We start from the raw sequence: 21,682 nt of genomic DNA on the forward strand, positions 1-21,682 counted from the left end.
GCGCACGACGCCCCGAGGCTTCCCGCCTCGGGGCGTCGTCGTCTGTTCCTGGGAGAATGTGCGACGCTGTAGTGTGCGATCGTCGAAGGGTGCGAATGACTGAGAACTCCGCGACAGCCGAGACCGACGGACGCACCTCGAAGCGTCGCGGAGCGCTGACCTTCCTCCGTGACGTCGTGGTGATCATCATCGTCGCGCTTCTCGTCTCGTTTCTCGTCAAGACGTTTCTGATCCGCTCGTTCTACATCCCTTCCGGATCGATGGAGAACACGCTGCAGATAAATGACCGGATCCTCGTCGACGAGATCACTCCGCGCTTCTCGGGCTACCAGCGCGGCGACGTCGTGGTGTTCCGCGACCCGGGCGGGTGGCTCACGCCCGAGGCGGCCAGCGCCCCGCGGCCGTGGATCGTCGAGGCTTTCGACTGGGTGCTCTCCCTGGTCGGGCTGTCGGCGCCCGACAGCGACGACCATCTCATCAAGCGTGTGATCGGTCTGCCCGGCGATCACGTGGCCTGCTGCAACGCCATCGGTCAGATCACCGTCAACGGCCAGCCCGTCGACGAGACCTCGTACCTGAAGCTGGCGGCCGGGGAAAGCGAGCCCGAGGTGGTTCCGTTCGATGTGACGGTGCCCGCCGACTCGCTGTGGGTGCTCGGCGACAATCGCGACAGATCCCGCGATTCGCGGTACAACCAGGAACAGCCGGGCAGGGGTTTCGTTCCGATCGACAACGTCGTCGGACGCGCGTTCGTGATCACCTGGCCGTTCGACCGGTTCGGGTTGATCGACACCCACCATGCCGTTTTCGCCGGTGTTCCGACTCCGACGGCGGCCGGGGCCTCGCCGTGACCGTCGTCGAACCCCGCCTCACTCTCGAGCGGCGGCTGCTGCGCGAGCGCACCGTGCTCATCGCGTGCGACGAAGTGGGCCGTGGCGCCCTCGCCGGTCCGGTGGCGGTGGGCGCCGTCGCCATCGACGCACCGGTGGCACGTCGCCGCATCCCGGTCGGACTTCGCGATTCCAAGCTCGTCCCAGAACCGCGGCGGGCGGATGTCGCCGCTCGGGCGTCGAGCTGGGTGAGCGCCCACGCCGTGGGCTGGGCAAGCGCCGCCGAGATCGACGCGCACGGCATCATGCGCGCGCTGGGCACCGCTGCTGCCCGGGCGATCGCGGCGCTACGCGACGATGGGGTCGCCGTCGATGAGGCGATAGTGCTGTTGGACGGCAACTACGACTACATCGCCCCCGTCGCCGGTGCCGGGCTTGATGTGCGGGTGCAGGTGAAGGCCGACCGCGACTGTGCGAGCGCGGCTGCGGCATCCGTCATCGCGAAGGTCGCCCGCGACGCGCACATGGTGGTGCTGCACGACGAGCACCCAGCCTACGAGTGGATGCACAACAAGGGATACGCGAGCCCCACGCATCGAGCGGCGATCCGCGAGAGAGGGCTGAGCCCGTATCACCGGTCATCGTGGGCGATCGCGGATGCCCCGACCCTCTTCTGACGGGTGGCGGCGTGACCGGCCGCCATGCCTAGGATGGAGACATCATGGATGACGACTTCGACGACTACGACCGCGAGCTCGAACTTGCCCTGTACAAGGAGTACCGGGATGTCGTGTCGCAGTTCGCCTATGTCATCGAGACCGAGCGCCGGTTCTACCTGGCCAACGAGGTCAACGTCGTGCGCCGCGACACCGAGCACGACTTCTATTTCGAGATCACGATGAACGACGTCTGGGTCTGGGACATCTACCGCGCCGACCGGTTCGTGAAGTCGGTGCGCGTGCTCACTTTCAAAGACGTCAACGTCGAGGAACTTCAACGCCGAGACCTGCACCTGCCCGAAGAGCTTTCGCTGGATTCCTGAATCACCGTTTCCTCCCCAAGACGGCGATTTCGCCGTCTTTCGTGGCCTGATCCACAGATGACCCGGGCGGCCCTCGCAGCGAAGGGGGATCGCGGGAGCATGCCTTTATGGCAGCGAAAGACGAACTCGGGCGCGCGGGAGAGAAGCGAGCCGTCGCCTATCTGACGGCGCGGGGCTTCGACATTCTCGATCGCAATTGGCGCGCGCCCAGCGGTGAGGTCGATGTCGTCGCATGTACGGGCGGGAATCTCGTCTTCGTCGAGGTCAAGACCCGCCGCACCGACCTGTTCGGTGATCCTCTGGCAGCGGTCGACGCGCGCAAACGTGCACGCATCTGGGGCCTCGCACATATGTGGTGCGCAGCACACCCCGCCGACGCGCGTGGTCGTCGCTGCCGCCTCGACGTCATCGGCATCACCGGTTCCGATCCGGCGACGGCTCGGCTTGAGCACATGGAAGACGTGCCATGGGTGTGACGCGCACGTGGGCCGTCGCCCTCTCGGGGCTCGAAGGCACGCTCGTCGAAGTCGAGGCAGACCAGAGCAACCAGATTCCCGAATTCCGTATCATCGGCCTGGCCGACAAAGCCCTCGGCGAAGCGGTGCAGCGGGTGCGCAACGCCAGCGAGAACAGCGGTCTGCCCTTGCCGAGGCGACGGCTCACCGTGAACCTCTCGCCCGCAAGCCTGCCCAAGCAGGGGTCGGGGTTCGACCTGGCCATCGCCGTAGCAGCGCTGGCCACCGACGGATGGATGGATGCCGCAGCCATTGAGCGCACGGCACACATCGGTGAACTGGGACTCGACGGCCGGCTGCGCCCGGTGCCGGGTGTGCTGCCCGCCGTCCGCGCGGCCGCGCGTGCGGGCGTCGCGCGCGTGGTGGTGCCGTGGGCGAATCGTGCGGAGGCGGCGCTGGTGGGTGGGGTGGAAGTGATCGGGGCGGTGACCCTCGCCGAGGTGGCGCGGTTGCACGGAGCCGATGTCTGCGCAACGCCCGAAGTCGAACCCGTGCGCGCAGCCGACGAGGTGTCGACCGCGCCCCCGCCGGCAGATCTGGCCGATGTGATCGGACAAGACGAAGCGGTGGAGGCGCTGGTGGTCGCCGCCGCCGGAGGGCATCACGTTCTCATGGTGGGGCCGCCCGGGGCCGGCAAGACCATGCTGGCACGCCGTCTGCCCGGGATCCTGCCCGAACTCGACGATGAAGCCGCGCTGATCGCGGCATCCATCCGCTCCCTGTCCGGCGCTGCCGTGACGACTCTCGAGCGCACGCCGCCGTTCGAGGCGCCCCACCACAGCGCGAGCATCGCCGCGCTCGTCGGGGGCGGGTCGCGCAGCGTGCGGCCGGGTGCGATAGCACGTGCGAGCGAGGGTGTGCTTTTCCTCGATGAAGCCGGAGAACATTCGTCGGGTGTGCTCGACGCGCTGCGGCAGCCGCTGGAGACCGGGCGGATAGAGATTCACCGTGCGGGCTTCACCGCGTCGTTTCCGGCGCGCTTCCAACTCGTGCTGGCCACGAACCCGTGTCCGTGCGGCAACTACGGCGTGCGTGGTGCGTCGTGCACCTGCCCGCCGGCGGCCATCCGCCGGTACATGGCCCGGTTGTCCGGCCCGCTGCTGGACCGGATCGACATCGAGTTGCAGCTGGCGCGGGTGCTGGTCGCCGAGCGCACCCGGAACGCGGTGGGCATGACGACCGCCGTGGCAAAGGAGCGGGTTGCTGCCGCCCGCGAGCGGGCTGCCTTCCGGCTGCGCGACACCCCGTGGCAGGTGAACTCCCAGGCCTCGGGCGAGTGGCTGCGGCAGGGCCCACTGGCGCCGCCGCCCATCATCCGGCGCGCGCTGGATGCCGCGCTCAACCGCGGATCGCTGACCTTGCGGGGATACGACCGCATCCTTCGGGTCGCCTGGACCCTGTGCGACCTGACTGCGCGCGACCGGCTCAACGCCGATGACATCGGCCGTGCGCTGTTTCTGAAGAAGGGAATCCGTTCATGACCGCTTATCGATGGTCCGACGACGCCATCCGCACCGCGGCACCTCTGACACCGTCGCACGCAGGCGATCCCGATCTGCTGTCGCGGGCGTACGCCGCCGCGGTGTGGAGCTGTCTGGTCGAGCCGGGTGACGGCATCGCGGGTGCGTTCGTCGGTGCGCTGGGGCCCGACGTCGCCCTGCGCGAACTACTCAGCGGAGTGCGCGGGTCTGCGGCGGCGGATGCGGCGGGGCTGACGACAGCACAGCTGCGCGAGGCGGTCTCACGGTGGCGGCCGAGGCTGGATGCCGACGCGATAGCGTTCGCGATCCGGCAGGCGGCCACTCTCGGCGTGCGGCTGATGACACCCGACGACGAGGGCTGGCCCGCGGCACTGTACGACTTGGGTCCGCACGCTCCGCTCTGCCTATGGGTGCGGGGTGATCCATCTCACCTGTCCCGGCTCGACCCCGCCGTCGCCATCGTCGGGGCGCGGGCGGCCACGGGGTATGGAGAGCACATCGCCGCGGAGTTCGCGGCCGAGTTGGCGGGACGCGGCATCGCCGTGGTTTCGGGAGCGGCATACGGCATAGATGGCGCGGCGCATCGCGGTGCCCTCGCCGCCGGCGGGCTGACGGTCGCGCTCGTCGCCGGTGGGCTGGACCGCCCCTACCCCGCCGGACACACCGATCTGCTGCGGCGCATCGCCGCGGCAGGATGCGTGGTCAGCGAGGTGCCGTGTGGCACGGTTCCCTCCAAATGGCGCTTTCTTCAGCGAAACCGGCTCATCGCTGCCCTCGGCGGGGCCACGATCGTGGTCGAAGCCGGCATTCGGAGCGGGTCGCTCAACACGGCCTCGCACGCGGCCGATCTCGGCCGCCCGCTCGGGGCGGTCCCGGGCTCGGTCACCAGCGGCTCCTCCGCGGGATGTCATCGGATTCTGCGCGAGTTCGATTCCCGTTGCGTGACCACCGCAGACGAGGTGTGCGAGTTGCTGGGAATGACCACGCAGCTCACCACCGCTTCGTTTGACGACCGCACCGATGATCGCACACGCGTCGTCGACGCGCTGAGCAGTCGGTCGTGGCGCGCCGTCGATGATGTCGCCCGCCGCAGCGGGATGGCGCCGGCCGATGTGCGGTCGCAGTTGGGCCTTCTCGCGCTGGAGGGCGGGGCGGAGTCCCGGGGAGCAAGCTGGCGGCGCGTCGCGTCGCGTGGTGAACGGTGACCGGCATTCTGGGAGGGTGAGAGTCTCCGCCGCCGTCGATGCGTACGTCCGCCACGTGGCGGATGTGCGGCGGCTCTCGCCCGCCACAGTCCGCGCGTATCGCTCAGATTTGTCCGACCTGGCTGAGACCCTCGGCGATCCGCAGATGGGCGAGGTGGAACTTGAGCACCTGCGCGAGTGGCTGTGGGCTGCGACGCAGCGAGGAAATTCGCGCGCGACGCTGTCGCGACGTACAGCCTCGACGCGGGGTTTCTTCGCCTGGGCCTGCGAAGCCGGCATCGTTCCGCTCGACCCGAGCCTGCGCCTGGTCGCTCCGAAGAAGGGGCGAAGCCTTCCCAAGGTCGCCGCCGCCGACGCGCTGTCACATGTCCTCGACGACACTGCTGCGGCGGCAGCATCGGGAGATGCCATCGCGCTGCGCGACCACGCGATCCTCGAGCTGCTCTACGCCGCGGCGTTGCGGGTCTCTGAGCTGTGCGGGTTGGCCATCGATGACCTCGAGCCCGAGCGCCGCACCGTGCGCGTGCTGGGGAAGGGAGCCAAAGAACGCGTGGTGCCCTATGGGCTGCCTGCTGCACAGGCTCTCGACGCATATCTGGTGCGCGGCCGGCCCGCCCTGGCGGCGCGGGGCGCGCAGCCCGGTGCCTTTCTGTTCCTCGGCGCCCGCGGAGGGCCGCTCGGCCCCCGTACCGTGCACCGCCTCGTCTCGCGCACCCTGGGCCCCGCCATGGGCAGCGAGTCGGTGGGCCCCCACGCCCTGCGACATTCCGCCGCCACCCACCTTCTCGACGGCGGAGCCGACCTGCGCACGGTTCAGGAGATGCTCGGCCACGCGAGTCTGGGAACCACCCAGATCTATACGCATGTCTCCAGTGAGCGTCTGCTTGCCACCTACAAGCTGGCGCATCCTCGCGCCGAGCGCTGACCGCGGCCGCTACCTGTCGGAGCGAAGACCCCGCCGGGGGAGTGCGCTAACTGCAACAGGGCAGAAGCACCGCCCGCGGCACATCGCCGAACAACAGCATCGGATTGATGTATTCGCCGTTCAGCCGCACACCGAAGTGCACGGTGCCGGGCGCCGCATGACCACCGTGCGCGATCGTGCCTATGACCTCACCCTGCTCCACGCGATCACCGGCGGTGAACGCAGAATCGATGGGCTCGAGGGTCGTGACGTATCCGTCCTGGTGATCGATGGTGAGGATGCCGCGGTCGGCGATGCGCCCTGCGAACGCGATGACGCCCGCACGCGGTGCGTGCACCTCGCCCGCACCGGTCGGCTCGAGATCGATACCACGATGCCCAGGCCCGTATTCGTGCGCCGGGGCACGGTAGGGCGCGGCGATGCGGAACCCCTGCAGGGGCCATTCCCAGGCGCTTCGGACGAGCTGCGGGAGTGCCGTGTCGGCGGCATGGGCGTGGGCCGCGGCCGGGGCCCCGCCCAGCACCACAGCGAGAGCGAGCAGGATCACCGCCGAGGCGACGATCGTGATCCGGCGAAGTGCGACCGGGAACTGCGCTGCGCGAGTTGACATGTCGTTCATCCTTCTCGTCATCGCATCCTGACGTGGCGGGACGGGGGCGCCTGTGGACAACTGTCCCGAACCGGTGCGCCGGCGACACCTGGGGAGGAGTCGCGTCCTGGTACACTGGACGTGCATCCCGCATCGCGGGGTGACTACGCGTGCCCAGAGCCTTCGAGCCATCGCGGGCGGCATCCACTCCCATCGGTCCCCGAAACAACGGGGCGGGACGTGTGCCGGGCACCAGGATCATCGGGCATCCGCCCGACTGTGAGAAACCGAAAGCGGCGCGCACAGCGCCGAGAACAGGAGAACGGCCGTGGCCGTCGTCACCATCCGCCAGCTGCTCGACGCCGGTGTCCACTTCGGACACCAGACCCGTCGGTGGAACCCGAAGGTGAAGCGATTCATCCTCACCGAGCGCAGCGGCATCCACATCATCGACCTGCAGCAGTCGCTGGCCTACATCGACCGGGCGTACGAATTCGTCAAGGAGACCGTCGCGCACGGCGGCACCATCCTCTTCGTCGGCACGAAGAAGCAGGCGCAGGAAGTGCTCGCCGAGCAGGCGACCCGCGTGGGCCAGCCCTTCGTCAACCAGCGTTGGCTCGGTGGGCTGCTGACCAACTTCAGCACCGTCAGCAAGCGACTGCAGCGCATGAAGGAGCTTGAGGAGCTCGACTACGAGAACCCCTCAGAGAGCGGCTTCACCAAGAAGGAGCTGCTGCTGAAGAAGCGCGAGCTCGACAAGCTGCACAAGTCGCTGGGCGGCATCAGAAACCTGCAGAAGACCCCGTCGGCACTGTGGGTCGTCGACGCCAAGCGCGAGCACCTCGCCATCGACGAGGCCCGCAAGCTCGGCATTCCGGTGATCGGCATTCTCGACACCAACGCCGACCCCGACGAGATCCAGTACCCGATCCCGGGCAACGACGACGCCATCCGCTCGGTGTCGCTGCTCACCCGCATCATCGCCGACGCCGCTGCTGAGGGCCTCATCCAGCGTCACCAGCCCGCCGACACCACCGAGCCGGCCGAGCCGCTGGCCGAGTGGGAGCGCGAGCTGCTCGAGCAGGGCACGCCGGAACAGTCGTCTGCGCAGACCGAGAAGGTCGCCGACGCCGAGGTCGCCTCCGACGCCGCTGCCGCCGAGCCCGAGGCTGAGGTTGCCGCCGAGGTTGAGACTGCACCAGAGGCCGCCGAGCCCGAGGTCGAGGCTGAGGCCGCACCCGAAGCTGCCGAGGAGAAGGCCGCCGAGGGCGAGACCCCGGTCGCTGCGGCCGAGTAGTCATTTTGCGCCTCGGCCGGTCCGTCAGCGACGGGCCGGCCGAGGCATCCACAAGAACTCACCAAGCAAGGAGCCGCCACCCATGGCAAACTTCACCATCGCCGACATCAAGGCGCTGCGCGAGCAGCTGGGCACGGGCATGGTCGACACGAAGAAGGCACTCGAAGAGGCCGACGGCGACCGTGAGAAGGCCGTTGAGATCCTGCGCCTGAAGGGCGCGAAGGGCAACGCCAAACGCGCCGATCGCTCCACGAGCGAGGGCCTGGTCGTCGCCCGCGAGGGCGAGGGCAAGGTCACCCTCGTCGAGCTGGCCTGCGAGACCGACTTCGTCGCGAAGAACGACAAGTTCATCACCCTGGCCGACAAGGTCGCCGATGCTGCGGCCGCTGTCGCCGCCGACTCGGTCGAGGCAGCCCTGGCCGCCCCCGCCGGCGGCCAGACCGTCGAGCAGCTAATCTCTGACGAGGCTGCGGTCATCGGTGAGAAGATCGTGCTGCGCCGCGTGCGCACCGTCTCGGGCGATGCGTTCGAGGTCTACCTGCACAAGACCAGCAAGGACCTGCCCCCGCAGATCGGCGTGGTGGTCGCCTACACCGGTGACGACGCCGCGACCGCGCGCAGCATCGCCCAGCACATCTCGTTCGCCAACCCGAGCTACCTCGCGCGCGAGGACGTTCCCGAGGCCGAGGTCGCCAAGGAGCGCGAGATCGTCACCGAGATCTCCCGCAACGAGGGCAAGCCCGAGGCCGCGCTGCCCAAGATCGTCGAGGGCCGCGTGAACGCGTTCTTCAAGCAGGTCGCCCTGCTCGAGCAGGACTACGCGAAGGACAACAAGCTCTCGGTCGCGCAGGTCGCGAAGGACGCCGGCATCACCGTCACCGACTTCGCTCGGTTCAAGGTCGGCGCGTAAGACGCCACAAGGGCCCGCATCGCACACCGATGCGGGCCCTTGCCATGCCCGTTCGCTACAGTGTGATCGCGACGAAAGGAACACCCGTGATCAATGAGGCCACCACGCGCCGCCGCGTTCTGTTGAAGCTTTCGGGGGAGGCGTTCGGTGGCGGTTCGCTCGGCGTGAATCCCGACGTCGTCAGCCAGATCGCGCGCGAGATCGCCGCTACAGTCGACAGTGTCGAGATCGCCATCGTCGTCGGCGGAGGAAACTTCTTCCGCGGCGCCGAACTCAGCCAGCGGGGCATGGACCGCGGGCGCGCGGACTACATGGGCATGCTCGGGACAGTCATGAACGCTCTGGCCCTGCAGGACTTTCTCGAGCAGGCGGGTGCGGCTACCCGCGTCCAGTCGGCCATCCAGATGACCCAGGTCGCCGAGCCCTACATTCCGCTGCGCGCCGAGCGCCACATGCAGAAGGGCCGCGTCGTGATCTTCGGCGCCGGCGCCGGTCTGCCGTACTTCTCCACCGATACCGTGGCCGCGCAGCGGGCGCTGGAGATCCGCGCCGATGAAGTGTTGGTCGCCAAGAACGGCGTCGACGGTGTGTACACCGCCGATCCGAAGCGGGATGCCTCAGCCACGCGAATCGACCGCATCACGTACCTGGAGGCCCTGCAGAAGGGACTGAAGGTGGTTGACTCGACTGCTTTCAGCCTGTGCATGGACAACCGCATGGACATGCGTGTGTTCGGCATGGAACCGACCGGCAACGTCACCAGGGCGCTGCTGGGCGATCAGATCGGCACGCTGGTCACAGCATGACCGTTGCGCCGCGGTTGCGCGGCGCGCCACGACTAGACTGGGCGGGAACGCCTGACCGAATGGAGAGACCGTGATCGCGGACGTGTTGACCGATACCGGAACCCGGATGGACAAGGCCGTCGAGACGGCGAAGGACGACTTCGCCAGCGTGCGGACCGGGCGCGCCAACCCGCAGTTGTTCCAGAAGGTGCTGGTCGACTACTACGGCACACCCACCCCGCTGGCGCAGCTCGCGTCGCTGAACGCCCCCGAGGCGCGCTCCCTTATCGTCACCCCCTACGACAAGTCGGCGCTGAAGGCCATCGAACAGGCCATCCGCGACATCCCGAACCTCGGGGTCAATCCCACCAACGACGGCAACATCGTGCGGATCACCATGCCCGAGCTGACCGAAGAGCGCCGCAAGGAGTACGTGAAGCTCGTGCGCTCCAAGGGTGAGGATGCGAAGGTGCACGTGCGTGGCATCCGTCGTAAGGCGAAAGACGACCTCGACGCGCTGAAGAGCGATGTCGGCGAAGACGAGCTGTCTCGTGCCGAGAAAGAGCTCGACGCCATCACCCGTGCGCATGTGGACGCCATCGACGAGGCTCTCAAGCGCAAAGAGGCTGAACTGCTCGAAGTCTGAGGTTTCGCATGACCGACGCGTCCTCACAGCCGCCCGACGGCGCGGGTCGCCGCCGAGCGCGCCGTGAGCGCGCCCGGGCCGACTTCGACCAGGCCAACGAGCGCATCAAACAGCGCACCGGCCGCGACCTGCTCGGGGCCATTCTCATCGGCCTCGTCCTGGGGGCCGCGTTTCTGTTGTCGCTGATCATCTGGAAGCCGGTCTTCTTGATCTTCGTCCTGGCTGCCGGCGGGACGGGCGTGTTCGAGATCGCCCGCGCCCTGCAGGGCGGCGGGCGCCGTGTCGACCTGATCCCACAGCTGGTGGGACTTGTCGCGATGCTGGCATCGGCGTGGCTCCTGGCCCCGTGGCAGCACTGGATCGTGGTGTGCGCCGCGGTCGCGCTCGTGATCGTCTGGCGACTGGTCGGACATCTGGTCTCACCCGCAACTCGCACCCGCCGTGAGCTCGGCGACGATCTGCTGGCCGGGTCGCTCGTGCCGCTGTACGTCTCGTTCACCGCGAGCCTGGCCATCGTGCTGCTGCGCCAAGAGCGCGGTGAATGGTGGGTGCTCTCCTTCATCGTCATCGCCGTCGTGGCCGACACGGCCGCTTACGCGTCGGGGCTGAGCTTCGGCAAGCATCCGATGGCACCGCGCATCAGCCCCAAGAAGACCTGGGAGGGTTTTGCCGGTGCCGTCGTGGGTGCCGTGGTCGCCGGCATCCTGCTCGCCTGGTTCCTGCTCGAACTGCCCTGGGCGACCGGAATCGTCATCGGGCTGGTCATTCTGGTGACGGCGACGCTGGGCGACCTGGGCGAGTCGATGATCAAGCGCGATCTGGGCATCAAAGACATGAGTTCGTGGCTGCCCGGCCACGGTGGCGTGCTCGACCGACTCGACTCGATCCTTCCGTCCGCCGGGGCTGCCCTGGCACTGTATTACTTGCTGACCCCCCTGGTGACACAATGACGACATCATCCGCCGATGCCCGTGCGAGCGCGAAAGCGTCGTTCCCGCGCGCGACCGGCCGTGCGAAGGGATACGACCCCGCGAAGGTCGACGCGTTCCTGGAAAAGGCGCGCGCTGCGTTCGAGACGCAATCCGCCGTGACGGTTCGCGCCGTCGACGTGCGGTCTGTCGCCTTCCCCCTCGTCCGACACGGCTATCAGCCCGACGCCGTGGATGCCGCGCTGTCGCGGGTGGAAGACGCCTTCGCCGTACGTGAGCGGGAGCGCGCCGTGTCGACCGCCGGCGCCGGGGCCTGGATCGACCAGACGCGTGCACAGGCGCAGGAGATCCTCGACCGTCTCACCCGCGAGAAGCGGCGACGCTTCGCGCGGGCGCGCGGTCTCGGGTACGGGTATCGCATCGACGAAGTCGATCTTGTCGCCGACAAGATCGCGGCCTACCTCTCCGAGGGTCGCACCGTCACCGTCGAGCAGGTACGCACCGTGGCATTCCGGATGCAGCGCCGCGGCTATCGCGAAGAGCAGGTCGATGCCCTCCTCGATGCCGTCGTCGATGTCATGCTTGCGGTGGGCTGAGCATGGCGGAATGTCGCCGTGGCATTTCGGCGGATCGGTCTGTAGACTCGAGCGCACTGTGACTTCCGGCTCCGAGATGACCCCCGAGACATCCCCCGCACTCACATCCCGTGCACTGCTCCGACGCGATCTGAAGCACACGGCGGTGGGGACGCGGGCCCCACGCCACCCGCGACGACGCGTGAGAGCGGGCGGGTTCGTCAAGGGGAGCCTGGCGGGGTTTGCGGTGCTGGGTCTTGCCGTGGCATGCCTGAGCCCGTTGGGCGCGGCGCTGGCACCCGCGGCGAATGCGGCCGATGTGGCCCCCGTCACGCTGTACGCGAGTGCGATGGGCGATGCCCAGTCGGTCGAGGTCGCGTCAGAGACCACGACCGAGGCAGCCTCGCTCGAGCGGGACAGTTACGCCGCCGCGGTCAAGCCGAAGCCCAAGCCGACCCCGACGCGGCAGGTCACCGTCAAGGCTGCGTCGTTCAGCGCCCCCTTCGTCGCCCCCGACCCGGGCACCGCCCAGGCGATCGCCTACGACATGGTCACCGCGCGAGGGTGGGACGACAGCCAGTTCGCGTGCCTCGTCGCGCTCTGGAAGCGCGAATCCGGCTGGCGGGTGAACGCCTCGAACCCGAGCGGCGCCTACGGCATTCCGCAGGCTCTCCCCGGCAGCAAGATGGCCTCTGCGGGCGCAGACTGGGCGACGAATCCCGCCACGCAGATCACCTGGGGTCTGGGCTACGTCTCGTCGCGATATGGCACTCCCTGCGGCGCATGGAGCCATTCGCAGTCCACCGGCTGGTATTGAGCGGATGCCGCGGTCTTCACGACGCCGCCCCGATCCACGTCACGACGACTCGTTCGAGCGGTTCTTGTCCGGTTTCGCGCGCACCGAGGTGCGGCGCGGGTCGGAGTGGACTGTACAGCCTGTCGCGCCCTCACGTTCGGTGAAGACGTATTCGTGTCCCGGCTGCGGCGGCAGCATCGAGCCGGGTGCCGCACACGTTGTGGTGTGGCGGGCCGACGGAGTGCTCGGCGACGCGGCCGACCTGGCGGCGCGCCGACACTGGCACACGCACTGCTGGAAGGTGTTCTGAGTGGAGATTCGCGGCTCCGTCCTTCTGCCCGCACGGCGTGAGGACATTCAGTTGTACACCTCCGATGGGCTCACTCTCGTCGGCGAGCTCGCCCAGCCGCTCGAGCGCGAGCCGGTGGCAACCCTCGTGACGCTGCATCCGCTGCCCACGGCGGGCGGATTCATGGACTCGCACATTCTGCGCAAGGCCGCGGGACGGCTGCCGGCGCTGGCCGATCTCGCCGTGCTGCGCTTCAACACGCGGGGCACGACCTCGCCGCGGGGCACGAGCGAGGGTGCGTTCGGCGAGGGAGATGCCGAACGACACGACGTGGCCGCAGCGCTCGATTTCGTGAGCGAGCGGGGTCTGCCGCACCCCTGGTTGGTGGGGTGGTCGTTCGGCACCGAAGTGGCGCTCAAGCATGGTCGCGAGCTGCCGGTGGACGGGCTCATCCTGCTCTCGCCGCCATTGCACCGCACCAGTGACGCCGAATTGGCGGCATGGGCGGGTGACGCGCGCCCGATCGTGGCGGTGGTGCCCGAGCTGGACGACTACCTGCGGCCGGCTGAAGCCGCGCAGCGGTTCGCGCCGGTGCCGCACGTGAAGGTGATCGCCGTCGATGGCGGTCGTCACCTCTGGGTCGGCGAGAACCAGACGCGTCGGGTGCTCTCTGAGATCGTCGCCGCCGTCAACCCGTCGGCGCTGCCCCTTCCGATTCAGTGGGACGGCGCCCTCGAGCGCTGAACGTCATCTCGCGTTCTGCCGGGGGATGACCACCTGCCGGTAGATGATGAGGATGCTGGCGGCCACCGGGATCGCGATGAGAGCGCCGAGCAGACCGAGCAGCGATCCACCGGCCAGCGCCGCCACGACGACCACGGCACCGGGCACCGCGACCGCGCGGCTCATGATGCGCGGCGAGACGACATAAGCCTCGAGCTGCATGTAGATGAGGTAGTAGATGGCGGCGATCAGTGCCGTCGTCGGAGACCCGATGCCGGGGATCAGACAGGTCAGAACGATGACCACCGAACCGGTCAGCGTGCCCACCAGAGGAATCAGCGAGAAGAAGAAGGCGACCACCGCCAGCACCGCCGGGAACGGCGCGTGGATGATGGCGAGGAAGATCGAACTGAGGATTCCGTTGATCACGCCGAGAGTGACCTGCCCCATCACGTAGTGCCCGACGGAGTCACCGATCTGCTCAGACAGGTCGATGAACCGTGGCCGGCGAGACGCCGGAACCAGTTGGTAGACGGCTGATTTGAGGGATGGGATGGATGCTGTGAAGTAGATCGTCAGGATCAGCACGATGAAGGCGCCGGTCAGCCCGGTCAGAAAGGCGATGCCCACCTTGAGCACGCCCTGCCCGATCGATCCGCTGATCGCCCCCAGGTTCTTCAGTACCCAGTCCTGCACGGTTTCGAAGACATCGTCGACGCGGAGGCCCGGAAAAGTGTTCTCCACCCAGGTGGTGAAATTCCCCAGGGTGTTCGGATCCTGAACGAGCTGGGTGATGGTGGCCACCAGCTGTGAGATCTGGTCGACGATGGTCGGCACCACCAGAAGCACGACCCCGGCGAACAGCGCCAGCACGGCCAGAATCGTGAGCAGAACCGCCGCCCAGCGGGGGAGCCGCCTCCGCACGAGGAAAGCGACGACAGGCTCCAAGCCGAGGGCGAGGAACAGCGCCGTGCCGATGTACAGCAGAATCGTGGAGAGGGTCTGGATGCTGCCGATCAGCAAGAGTCCGAGACCGACGCCGAGCGTGGCGATGAACGCCACGCGGAAGGGATTCTGGATCTTCACGGTGCTCCTCTCGGATGCGGTGTCTGCCAGGATACTTTCCCCGGCCGCGGCATCCCGCCAGCGACCCTCCCGGGACGCACACAGGTCTCGTTCGCTAGTCTGGAACGTCGAGTCATCGGCTCTGCGTGTCGTCGGGCCGGGGAGGATCTATTCGTGCGTTTCGTGTGGGCTGTGGCCGCCTTCGTGCTCGCCGCTGTGATGATCGCGAGTGGGGTGGCCCAACGGACCCTTTTCCAGGGGCCGAAGATCGAGACCACCGCGATCGAGTCGGCCGGCTCCGCGTCGTACACCCTGATCGACGGCGCCGTGCTCAACCGGTTGCCGGGCGCGCAGACGCTGCGCGCTGCCGCCGACGGCACGGTCTTCGCCGCTTATGGACGCACCGCCGATCTGAAGGCCTGGCTCAGTGACACCGAGTACAACGCCGTCACGCTGGACAAGGACTCGCAGGTGCAGACCGAGCTCGTCGGTCCCGCAGATGCCGCCGAGGGCGACGACCCGCAGCACCGTGACCCAGCGGGTGCCGATCTGTGGCTCGACGAGTTTCAGCAGGACGACATCCTCATCGAACCGCTCCAGCTGCCCGACACGATGAGCGTGCTGGTCGCCACGAACGGAACCGACCCGGCTCCGGCCGACCTGTCAGTGACCTGGCCGGTGCACCGGTCGACCCCCTGGGCGGGGCCGCTCATCGTCGGCGGCAGCATCCTCATGCTCGTGGGCGTCTTCCTGTACATCCTCGGAATCCGCAGGATGCGCAGGTCGCGCGGGCCCCGCCGAAAGGCCCTGCCGCCGCTGCCCGATGCTCAGACCGAAGACCAGACCGCAGACTTGTCGGTCGAGCAGGCAGACAAGGGCGTGATCAGCGCGGGGGAGCCCGCCAAGGCCCCCGCGCGACGACGACGTCGCGCCTTCGTGGCGATCCCCGTCGTTCTGGTGGGCACATTGGCCTTCAGCGGCTGCACCGCCGACGCGTGGCCGCAGTTCGGAGGGTCGCCGACACCGACGCCGACCGAGACCGTCGTCGACACCGGCGACACGCAGCCACCCGCCGTCACCACGTCGCAAGCCGACCGGATTCTCGCCCGTATCTCGAAGACGGTCGCTCAGGCCGACGAGAAGAAGGATGCGAAACTGGCGGCGACCCGCCTTGCCGGGGCGCCCCTGGCCGAGCGCAAGACCAACTACACCCTGCGCAAGGAGATCTCGAAAGAGGCCGCGCTGAGCGCCCTTCCGGCGAGCGGTCTGAAGGTCGTCCTGCCGCAGGCATATGAGGGCTGGCCGCGCACGGTGCTGATGGTCGCTGACGAGAAGAAAGACGACGACACCGTCGAATCGACGCTGATGATGATCTCGCAGGCCGATCCGTGGTCGCCCTACAAGCTCACGTACACCGGTCGGCTCGAGGCATCGTCGCTGCCCGACGTGGCCCCTGCCTATCTCGGTGCCACCGCCGTGCAGCCGGACTCTTCATTTCTGGTCATGCCGCCCGCCGACATCGCCGCCGCGTACGCCGACGTGATCGACAAGGGCGACAAGAGTGCGTCGGCGGCACAGTTCGACACCGACGAAGATCCGTTCTTGAAGGGCGTCGCGACCAAGCGCAAAGAACAGCTGGCCGAGTTCAACAAGACCGCCAAGAAGAAGACCGGCAGCCTGAAGTTCGCCGCCGCGGCCGGCTCTGAGCCGCCTCTGGCGCTGGCGACGCTGGAAAGCGGTGCCATCGTCGCGGTGTCGGTGCACGAGACCGAGACGGCCAAGCCCACAAACGACGATGCGGTCATCAAGCTCGACAACAACCCGCGGGCAGAAGCACTCACCGGAGTCAAAGAGTCGCAGACGGGTTTCACCACGACCTACAGTGATCAACTCTTCTTCTACGTGCCGGGCGTCGGATCCACCGACGCGCAGATCCGCCTGCTCGGTTATTCATCCAACATCCTCGGAGTGAAGGTGGTCAGCAAGTGAGCCAGTCCGATCCGGGCACCGTGCTGCGTGGTGCCGTCGATCTGTCGTCGTTGCGCAACCGGCCGGCAACGAGCGCGGCACCTGCGGTGGCCCCCGCAGACGGCGCCGCGCCGGCATCCGCCCCGGGTGTCATCATCGATGTCACCGACGCGACCTTCCCGCAGGCTGCGGAGCTGTCGCGAACCGTGCCCGTGGTCTTCGACCTCTGGGCCGAATGGTGTGGACCGTGCAAGCAGCTCAGCCCGATCCTCGAGAAGGTGGTCACCGAACTCGGCGGCCGTGTCGTGCTCGCCAAGGTCGACGTCGACGCCAACCCGCAGCTCGCGCAGGCCTTTCGCGCGCAGTCGATTCCGATGGTGGTCGCGGTTCTTGCCGGGCAGGCGATGCCGCTGTTCACCGGCGCTGTTCCCGAAGAGCAGGTGCGGGAGGTGCTCGCACAGCTGCTGCAGGTGGCGGCGCAGAACGGCATCACCGGTACGGTGCCGATGGGGGAGGATGCTGCCGCCGAGACGCCCGCAGAGCCCGCAGTGCCGCCGCTGCACGCCGAAGCCTTCGACGCCATCGAGGCGGGCGATTACGCGCGCGCGGTGACCGCGTATGAGCAGGCGCTGGCAGAGAACCCCGCAGATGCCGAGGCGAAGGCGGGACTTGCGCAGGTGCGTCTGCTGCAGCGTGTGCGCTCCATCGATGCGACCGCCGTGCGCCAAGCGGCGGCCGCGAACCCGATCGACGTCGAGGCGCAGTTCGCTGTCGCCGATCTCGACATCGCCGGTGGACACGTCGACGACGCGTTCGCGCGACTCCTCGACCTCTTCGCACAGCTGCCCTCAGATGCCCGCACACCCGTGCGCGAGCGCCTGCTCGATCTGTTCGAGCTCGTCGGAGACGCCGACCCCCGCGTGGGTACGGCCCGCCGTCGGCTGACGTCGTTGTTGTTCTGAGGCGCCGCGGCTAGTCGGGGACCAGCCAGAGCACCCCGAGCGGGGGCAGCACGAGGCGGGCACGCCCGTTCGCATCGGCCGTGACTGCGCCGAGGTTGCCCACGCCGGAGCCGCCGTAGGCGGAGGCGTCTGAGTTCAGCACCTCATGCCACAGACCGGGGCGCGGAAAGTCGAGTTCCACGCCGTCGAGCACCGTACCGGCGAAGTTGCACACCGCCACCAGCATCCCGCCGTCGCCGTCTTCGCGCGAGAACGCCAGGACATTCGGATCCCACACGGGGGCGCCCAGTCGGGTGAAGGCCGCAGCATCGTGATCCCGCGCCCACAGCGGGGGGTGCTCGAGGTAGCGGGCATTCAGTGCTGCGACGAATTGCTGCAGCTGCCGATGACTGGGCTGATCCAGCAGCCACCAGTCCAGGCTGCGGTCTTCGGACCACTCGGAGAGCTGGCCGAATTCCTGCCCCATGAACAGCAGCTGCTTTCCGGGGTGCGCCCACATGTACGCCAGGAACGCCCGCATGTTCGCGAGCTTCTGCCAGTGATCGCCGGGCATCTTCGCCAACAGGCTTCCTTTGCCGTGCACTACTTCGTCGTGGCTGATGGGCAGGATGAAGTTCTCGCTGAACGCGTACACGAACGAGAACGAAAGGTCGCCGGCGTGGTGTGAGCGGTACAGCGGATCGCGCTCGATGTAGACGAGTGAGTCGTTCATCCAGCCCATGTTCCATTTGAAGCCGAAGCCGAGTCCCCCCGCAGAGGTCGGCGCGGTCACGCCCGGATAGCTGGTCGACTCCTCGGCGATCATCGCGATGCCCGGATGCAGCCGGTACGCGGTGGCGTTCGTCTCCTGCAGAAACCGGATGGCTTCCAGGTTCTCGCGCCCGCCGTGGATATTGGGCTCCCACTCGCCGTCGTTGCGCGAGTAGTCGAGGTAGAGCATCGAGGCGACCGCATCCACCCGCAGACCATCGACGTGGAACTCATCGAGCCAGTACAGGGCGTTGGCCACGAGGAAGTTGCGCACCTCGTTGCGACCGTAGTCGAAGATGAAGGTGCCCCAGTCCTTGTGTTCGCCGCGGCGAGGGTCGGGGTGCTCGTAGAGCGGCCGCCCGTCGAAGCGCCCCAGGGCGAAGTCGTCTTTCGGAAAGTGCCCGGGCACCCAGTCCATGATCACGCCGATACCGGCCTGGTGCAGCCGGTCGATGAGGTACCGCAGGTCGTCGGGGGAGCCGAAGCGACTGGTCGGGGCGTAATAACCGCTGACCTGGTACCCCCAGGACCCGCCGAAGGGGTGCTCGGACAGCGGAAGGAACTCGACGTGTGTGAATCCCAGCTCGCGCACATGTGCGATGAGCGGGTCGACGAGATCGCGGTATCCGAGACCCGGCCGCCACGACCCGACATGGAGCTCGTAGGCCGACATCGGCCGCGAAACCGGTGGGGCGCTCGCGCGGGCGGCCATCCAGTCGTCATCGTTCCAGCGGTACGCCGATGCGGTGACCACTGAGCCGGTCGCCGGGGGAGTCTCGGCCCGGCGTGCCATCGGATCGGCCTTGAGAATCCATCTGCTCTCGGGCGTGAGGATCTCGTACTTGTACACGGTCCCCACGCCGATGTCGGGGATGAACAGCTCCCACACCCCACTGGAACCCAGTGAGCGCATGGCGTGCCCTGCCCCGTCCCACGAATTGAAGTCACCGACCACGCGCACCGCCTGGGCGTCGGGGGCCCACACCGCGAACGAGGTGCCGTCCGTTCCCCCGTGTTCTCGCACGTGGGCGCCCAGAACATCCCAGAGCCGTTCGTGCCGGCCTTCGCCGATCAGGTGCAGGTCGAGCTCGCCGAGCGTGGGCAGGTGGCGGTAAGGGTCGTCAGAGGCGAAGCCCGGCCCGTCGGGGTACGTGGTCTGCAGGACATAGGGCCCCGGTCGCCCGTCGCGGCGCCCTTCCCACACGCCGGAACGCACGTGCGTGAGGGGCACCCGATCACCGTCGGTGAAGACGGCGGTCACGGTCTCGGCCAGAGGACGCCGCGCCCGCACCGCCCAGAACGTCCGGTCCGCGGCATCCCGTTCCTCATGCAGACCGAGCACATCGTGCGGCGCGTGGTACGCGCCGTGCGCGACCCGGTCGAGCACCTCGTCGGAGATCATGACCGTCCCTTCACGTGCACGATGTGCACCGGCTCTGTGAATGCGTCCAGCCGCACATAGTTGTGGTCGGCCCAGGTCCACTCGGCGCCGGTGATCAGATCTTGCACAGGGTATTCGTCGCCCGGCGGAACGCCGAACAGCGAGGTGTCGAGGTGGATCGTGGTCTGTCGCACGGAATGCGGGTCGACGTTGGCGACCACGACGATGGTGTCGGACGCCCCCGACGAAGAAAGCGCCGCCGGAAGGTGTTTGACGTACACGAGCACGGCGTCGTCGTCGCTGTGCTGCACGGTGAGATTGCGCAGCTGCCGCAGGGCGGGATGGGCGGCGCGGATCTCGTTCAGTCTGCGCAGATACGGGGCCAGCGAGTCGCCGGATGCCTCAGCGGCGGCCCAATCGCGGAACTTGTACTCGTACTTCTCGTTGTCGATGTTCTCTTCCGACCCGGATCGTGCGACATTCTCATACAACTCGTAGCCGGCATAGACGCCATACAGCGGCGCGGCCGTTGCCGCCAGCGCGGCGCGGATGCGGTAAGCGGCGCGCCCACCGAATTGCAGATACTCGGTGAGGATGTCGGGAGTGTTCACGAACAGGTTCGGTCGCAGGAAATCGGCGGTCTCGTGCGCGATCGACGTGAAGAACTCCTCGAGCTCGGCTTTCGTGTTGCGCCAGGTGAAATAGGAGTAGCTCTGCTGGAACCCGGCGCGCGCGAGCGCTTGCAGGGGAGCGGGACGCGTGAAGGCCTCGGCGAGGAAGACGACGTCGGGATCGTCGACGGTGACGGTGCGGATGAGCCACTCCCAGAACCACAGCGGCTTGGTGTGCGGATTGTCGACGCGGAAGATGCGCACGCCCTGTGCTATCCAGTGGCGCACGATGCGCAGCACCTCGGCGCACAGGCCCTCGGGATCATTGTCGAAGTTGATCGGGTAGATGTCCTGGTACTTCTTCGGCGGGTTCTCAGCGAAGGCGATGCTGCCGTCGGGGAGTGTCGTGAACCACTCGGGATGGGCGGTGACCCACGGATGGTCGGGCGAAGCCTGCAGCGCGAGGTCGAGGGCGATCTCCAGCCCGTTCTGGCGTGCGGTCTTCACGAAGGCGCGAAAGTCGGCCGGTGAGCCGAGGTCGGGGTGGATGGCGTCGTGACCGCCGGCCGCACCGCCGATGGCCCACGGCGATCCCGGGTCGCCGGGCGAGGCTGTGAGAGTGTTGTTCGGCCCCTTCCGGTTGGTCAGGCCGATCGGGTGGATGGGCGGCAGATAGACGACCTGAAACCCCATGTCGGCCACCGCCGGCAACCTTCGAGAGGCGGTACGGAACGTGCCGCTGCGCACCGAGCCGTCGGCGCTGCGACGTGCGCCCTCGGAACGCGGGAAGAACTCGTACCACGCGCCGACACCGGCACGCTCGCGCTCGACCCGCAACGCCAGCTCTTCTCCCGCCGTGGCCAGCGACATCAGAGGGCGTTCTCGAAAGACCGACGCGAGCTCATCGTCGTGCACGATGCGCAGCGCGGCCTGCGCATCGTCGGTTGCGGTGCGCAGCGCGGTGGACCAACTGCGCAGCGCCGTGCGCTGACGTGCTGGCCGGTCGGGCTCGGCGGCGGCACGCGCGCACAGTTCGGCTCCCTGCAGGGCCATGACTGCGACATCCACGTCCGCCTCGATCTTGACCTCGGCGGCGTGTCGCCAGGTCGCAAAGTCGTCGGCGTACGCCTCGAAACGAAACGTCCAGTCGCCTTCCGCGGTCAGTGCCACCTCGGTGAGCCAGTGGTCGAAACCGTCCAGTAGGGGGTGCAGCCGATGCAATGACGGGTCACCGGAAGGTGAGAAGAGCCGCAGCTGCACGCCGATGCTGTCGTGCCCCTCACGGAATGCCGTCACCCGGAAGGGCACGACCTCACCCGAGAACGCCTTGGGGCGCAGCATCCCCGATCCCGGCAGTGCGGGAGCGGGATCGACCAGAGGGATGCGACCGCTTGCCGTGCCGCAATCG

22 protein-coding genes are annotated in these 21,682 nt (G+C 67.9%); 18 read left to right on the top strand and 4 right to left on the bottom strand.

What is annotated here, in order from left to right; genetic code table 11:
• The first annotated feature begins 95 nt into the window (after positions 1–95).
• The 7 genes from lepB to ET475_RS15000 all read left to right on the top strand — a co-directional run bounded on the left by lepB (position 96) and on the right by ET475_RS15000 (position 5,998).
• Positions 96–851, top strand: coding sequence for a signal peptidase I (lepB, locus tag ET475_RS14970; RefSeq protein ID WP_129392039.1), 756 nt, complete (start codon positions 96–98; stop codon positions 849–851).
• A complete protein-coding gene (locus ET475_RS14975; protein WP_129392042.1) occupies positions 848–1,507 on the top strand; it encodes a ribonuclease HII in 660 nt (219 codons plus the stop codon). The genes lepB and ET475_RS14975 overlap by 4 nt, the downstream gene beginning before the upstream one ends.
• A 44-nt stretch (positions 1,508–1,551) precedes the next feature.
• On the top strand, positions 1,552–1,872 hold the full coding sequence (locus tag ET475_RS14980; RefSeq protein ID WP_129392045.1) for a DUF2469 family protein: 321 nt from the start codon (positions 1,552–1,554) through the stop codon (positions 1,870–1,872).
• A gap of 107 nt (positions 1,873–1,979) precedes the next feature.
• Positions 1,980–2,348 carry a YraN family protein gene (locus ET475_RS14985; RefSeq protein ID WP_129392048.1) on the top strand — a complete coding sequence of 123 codons (369 nt, stop codon included), beginning with the start codon at positions 1,980–1,982 and terminating at the stop codon, positions 2,346–2,348.
• Entirely contained in the window at positions 2,339–3,868 is a 1,530-nt protein-coding gene (locus tag ET475_RS14990) for a YifB family Mg chelatase-like AAA ATPase (protein ID WP_129392051.1), read from the top strand. Before ET475_RS14985 ends, ET475_RS14990 begins: the two co-directional genes overlap by 10 nt.
• Positions 3,865–5,073, top strand: coding sequence for a DNA-processing protein DprA (gene dprA, locus ET475_RS14995; RefSeq protein WP_129392054.1), 1,209 nt, complete (start codon positions 3,865–3,867; stop codon positions 5,071–5,073). The genes ET475_RS14990 and dprA overlap by 4 nt, the downstream gene beginning before the upstream one ends.
• A gap of 16 nt (positions 5,074–5,089) precedes the next feature.
• On the top strand, positions 5,090–5,998 hold the full coding sequence (locus tag ET475_RS15000) for a tyrosine recombinase XerC (RefSeq protein WP_242497661.1): 909 nt from the start codon (positions 5,090–5,092) through the stop codon (positions 5,996–5,998).
• Positions 5,999–6,044: 46 nt separating this feature from the next.
• Here ET475_RS15000 and ET475_RS15005 read toward each other — a convergent pair whose 3' ends face one another.
• Positions 6,045–6,608: a murein hydrolase activator EnvC family protein gene (locus tag ET475_RS15005; RefSeq protein ID WP_129392061.1), complete on the bottom strand. Its 564-nt coding sequence runs from the start codon at positions 6,606–6,608 to the stop codon at positions 6,045–6,047.
• A gap of 307 nt (positions 6,609–6,915) precedes the next feature.
• On the opposite strand from ET475_RS15005, the gene rpsB reads away from it, so the two are divergent.
• From rpsB to ET475_RS15050, 9 genes are all read left to right on the top strand, one after another.
• Entirely contained in the window at positions 6,916–7,884 is a 969-nt protein-coding gene (gene rpsB / locus ET475_RS15010) for a 30S ribosomal protein S2 (protein ID WP_129392064.1), read from the top strand.
• 82 nt (positions 7,885–7,966) lie between these two features.
• The gene (gene tsf, locus ET475_RS15015; protein WP_129392067.1) at positions 7,967–8,794 is read left to right on the top strand and encodes a translation elongation factor Ts; all 828 of its coding nucleotides are present in this window, start codon (positions 7,967–7,969) and stop codon (positions 8,792–8,794) included.
• 44 nt (positions 8,795–8,838) lie between these two features.
• The gene (gene pyrH, locus ET475_RS15020) at positions 8,839–9,600 is read left to right on the top strand and encodes a UMP kinase (protein ID WP_422879919.1); all 762 of its coding nucleotides are present in this window, start codon (positions 8,839–8,841) and stop codon (positions 9,598–9,600) included.
• Positions 9,601–9,670: 70 nt separating this feature from the next.
• Positions 9,671–10,225, top strand: a complete 555-nt coding sequence (gene frr / locus ET475_RS15025; RefSeq protein ID WP_129392074.1) for a ribosome recycling factor — start codon at positions 9,671–9,673, stop codon at positions 10,223–10,225.
• A gap of 8 nt (positions 10,226–10,233) precedes the next feature.
• The gene (locus ET475_RS15030; protein ID WP_129392077.1) at positions 10,234–11,175 is read left to right on the top strand and encodes a phosphatidate cytidylyltransferase; all 942 of its coding nucleotides are present in this window, start codon (positions 10,234–10,236) and stop codon (positions 11,173–11,175) included.
• The gene (locus tag ET475_RS15035; RefSeq protein ID WP_129392080.1) at positions 11,172–11,750 is read left to right on the top strand and encodes a DivIVA domain-containing protein; all 579 of its coding nucleotides are present in this window, start codon (positions 11,172–11,174) and stop codon (positions 11,748–11,750) included. Before ET475_RS15030 ends, ET475_RS15035 begins: the two co-directional genes overlap by 4 nt.
• A 58-nt stretch (positions 11,751–11,808) precedes the next feature.
• Entirely contained in the window at positions 11,809–12,546 is a 738-nt protein-coding gene (locus tag ET475_RS15040) for an aggregation-promoting factor C-terminal-like domain-containing protein (protein WP_242497662.1), read from the top strand.
• A 4-nt stretch (positions 12,547–12,550) separates the two neighbouring features.
• Complete coding sequence (locus ET475_RS15045; RefSeq protein ID WP_129392083.1) at positions 12,551–12,835, top strand: hypothetical protein; 285 nt, start codon at positions 12,551–12,553, stop codon at positions 12,833–12,835.
• A complete protein-coding gene (locus tag ET475_RS15050; protein ID WP_129392087.1) occupies positions 12,836–13,558 on the top strand; it encodes an alpha/beta hydrolase in 723 nt (240 codons plus the stop codon).
• Between the two features lie 3 nt (positions 13,559–13,561).
• On the opposite strand, the gene ET475_RS15055 is transcribed toward ET475_RS15050, so the two are convergent.
• Positions 13,562–14,623, bottom strand: coding sequence for an AI-2E family transporter (locus ET475_RS15055; RefSeq protein ID WP_129392090.1), 1,062 nt, complete (start codon positions 14,621–14,623; stop codon positions 13,562–13,564).
• A 153-nt stretch (positions 14,624–14,776) separates the two neighbouring features.
• Between ET475_RS15055 and ET475_RS15060 the strand changes: the two genes are divergently transcribed.
• Together ET475_RS15060 and ET475_RS15065 are read left to right on the top strand one after the other, a co-directional pair.
• Positions 14,777–16,591 carry a DUF8094 domain-containing protein gene (locus ET475_RS15060; RefSeq protein WP_207205367.1) on the top strand — a complete coding sequence of 605 codons (1,815 nt, stop codon included), beginning with the start codon at positions 14,777–14,779 and terminating at the stop codon, positions 16,589–16,591.
• Positions 16,588–17,532, top strand: coding sequence for a tetratricopeptide repeat protein (locus ET475_RS15065; protein WP_129392097.1), 945 nt, complete (start codon positions 16,588–16,590; stop codon positions 17,530–17,532). Before ET475_RS15060 ends, ET475_RS15065 begins: the two co-directional genes overlap by 4 nt.
• Before the next feature lie 10 nt (positions 17,533–17,542).
• Here the strand turns inward: ET475_RS15065 and glgB are convergent, their stop codons facing one another.
• Together glgB and ET475_RS15075 are read right to left on the bottom strand one after the other, a co-directional pair.
• Entirely contained in the window at positions 17,543–19,684 is a 2,142-nt protein-coding gene (gene glgB, locus ET475_RS15070; RefSeq protein ID WP_129392100.1) for a 1,4-alpha-glucan branching protein GlgB, read from the bottom strand.
• Positions 19,681–21,615: a maltotransferase domain-containing protein gene (locus ET475_RS15075; protein WP_242497862.1), complete on the bottom strand. Its 1,935-nt coding sequence runs from the start codon at positions 21,613–21,615 to the stop codon at positions 19,681–19,683. The genes glgB and ET475_RS15075 overlap by 4 nt, the downstream gene beginning before the upstream one ends.
• Positions 21,616–21,682 lie beyond the last annotated feature (67 nt).

It is taken from the genome of Microbacterium protaetiae (genome assembly GCF_004135285.1).
Lineage (GTDB): Bacteria > Actinomycetota > Actinomycetes > Actinomycetales > Microbacteriaceae > Microbacterium > Microbacterium protaetiae.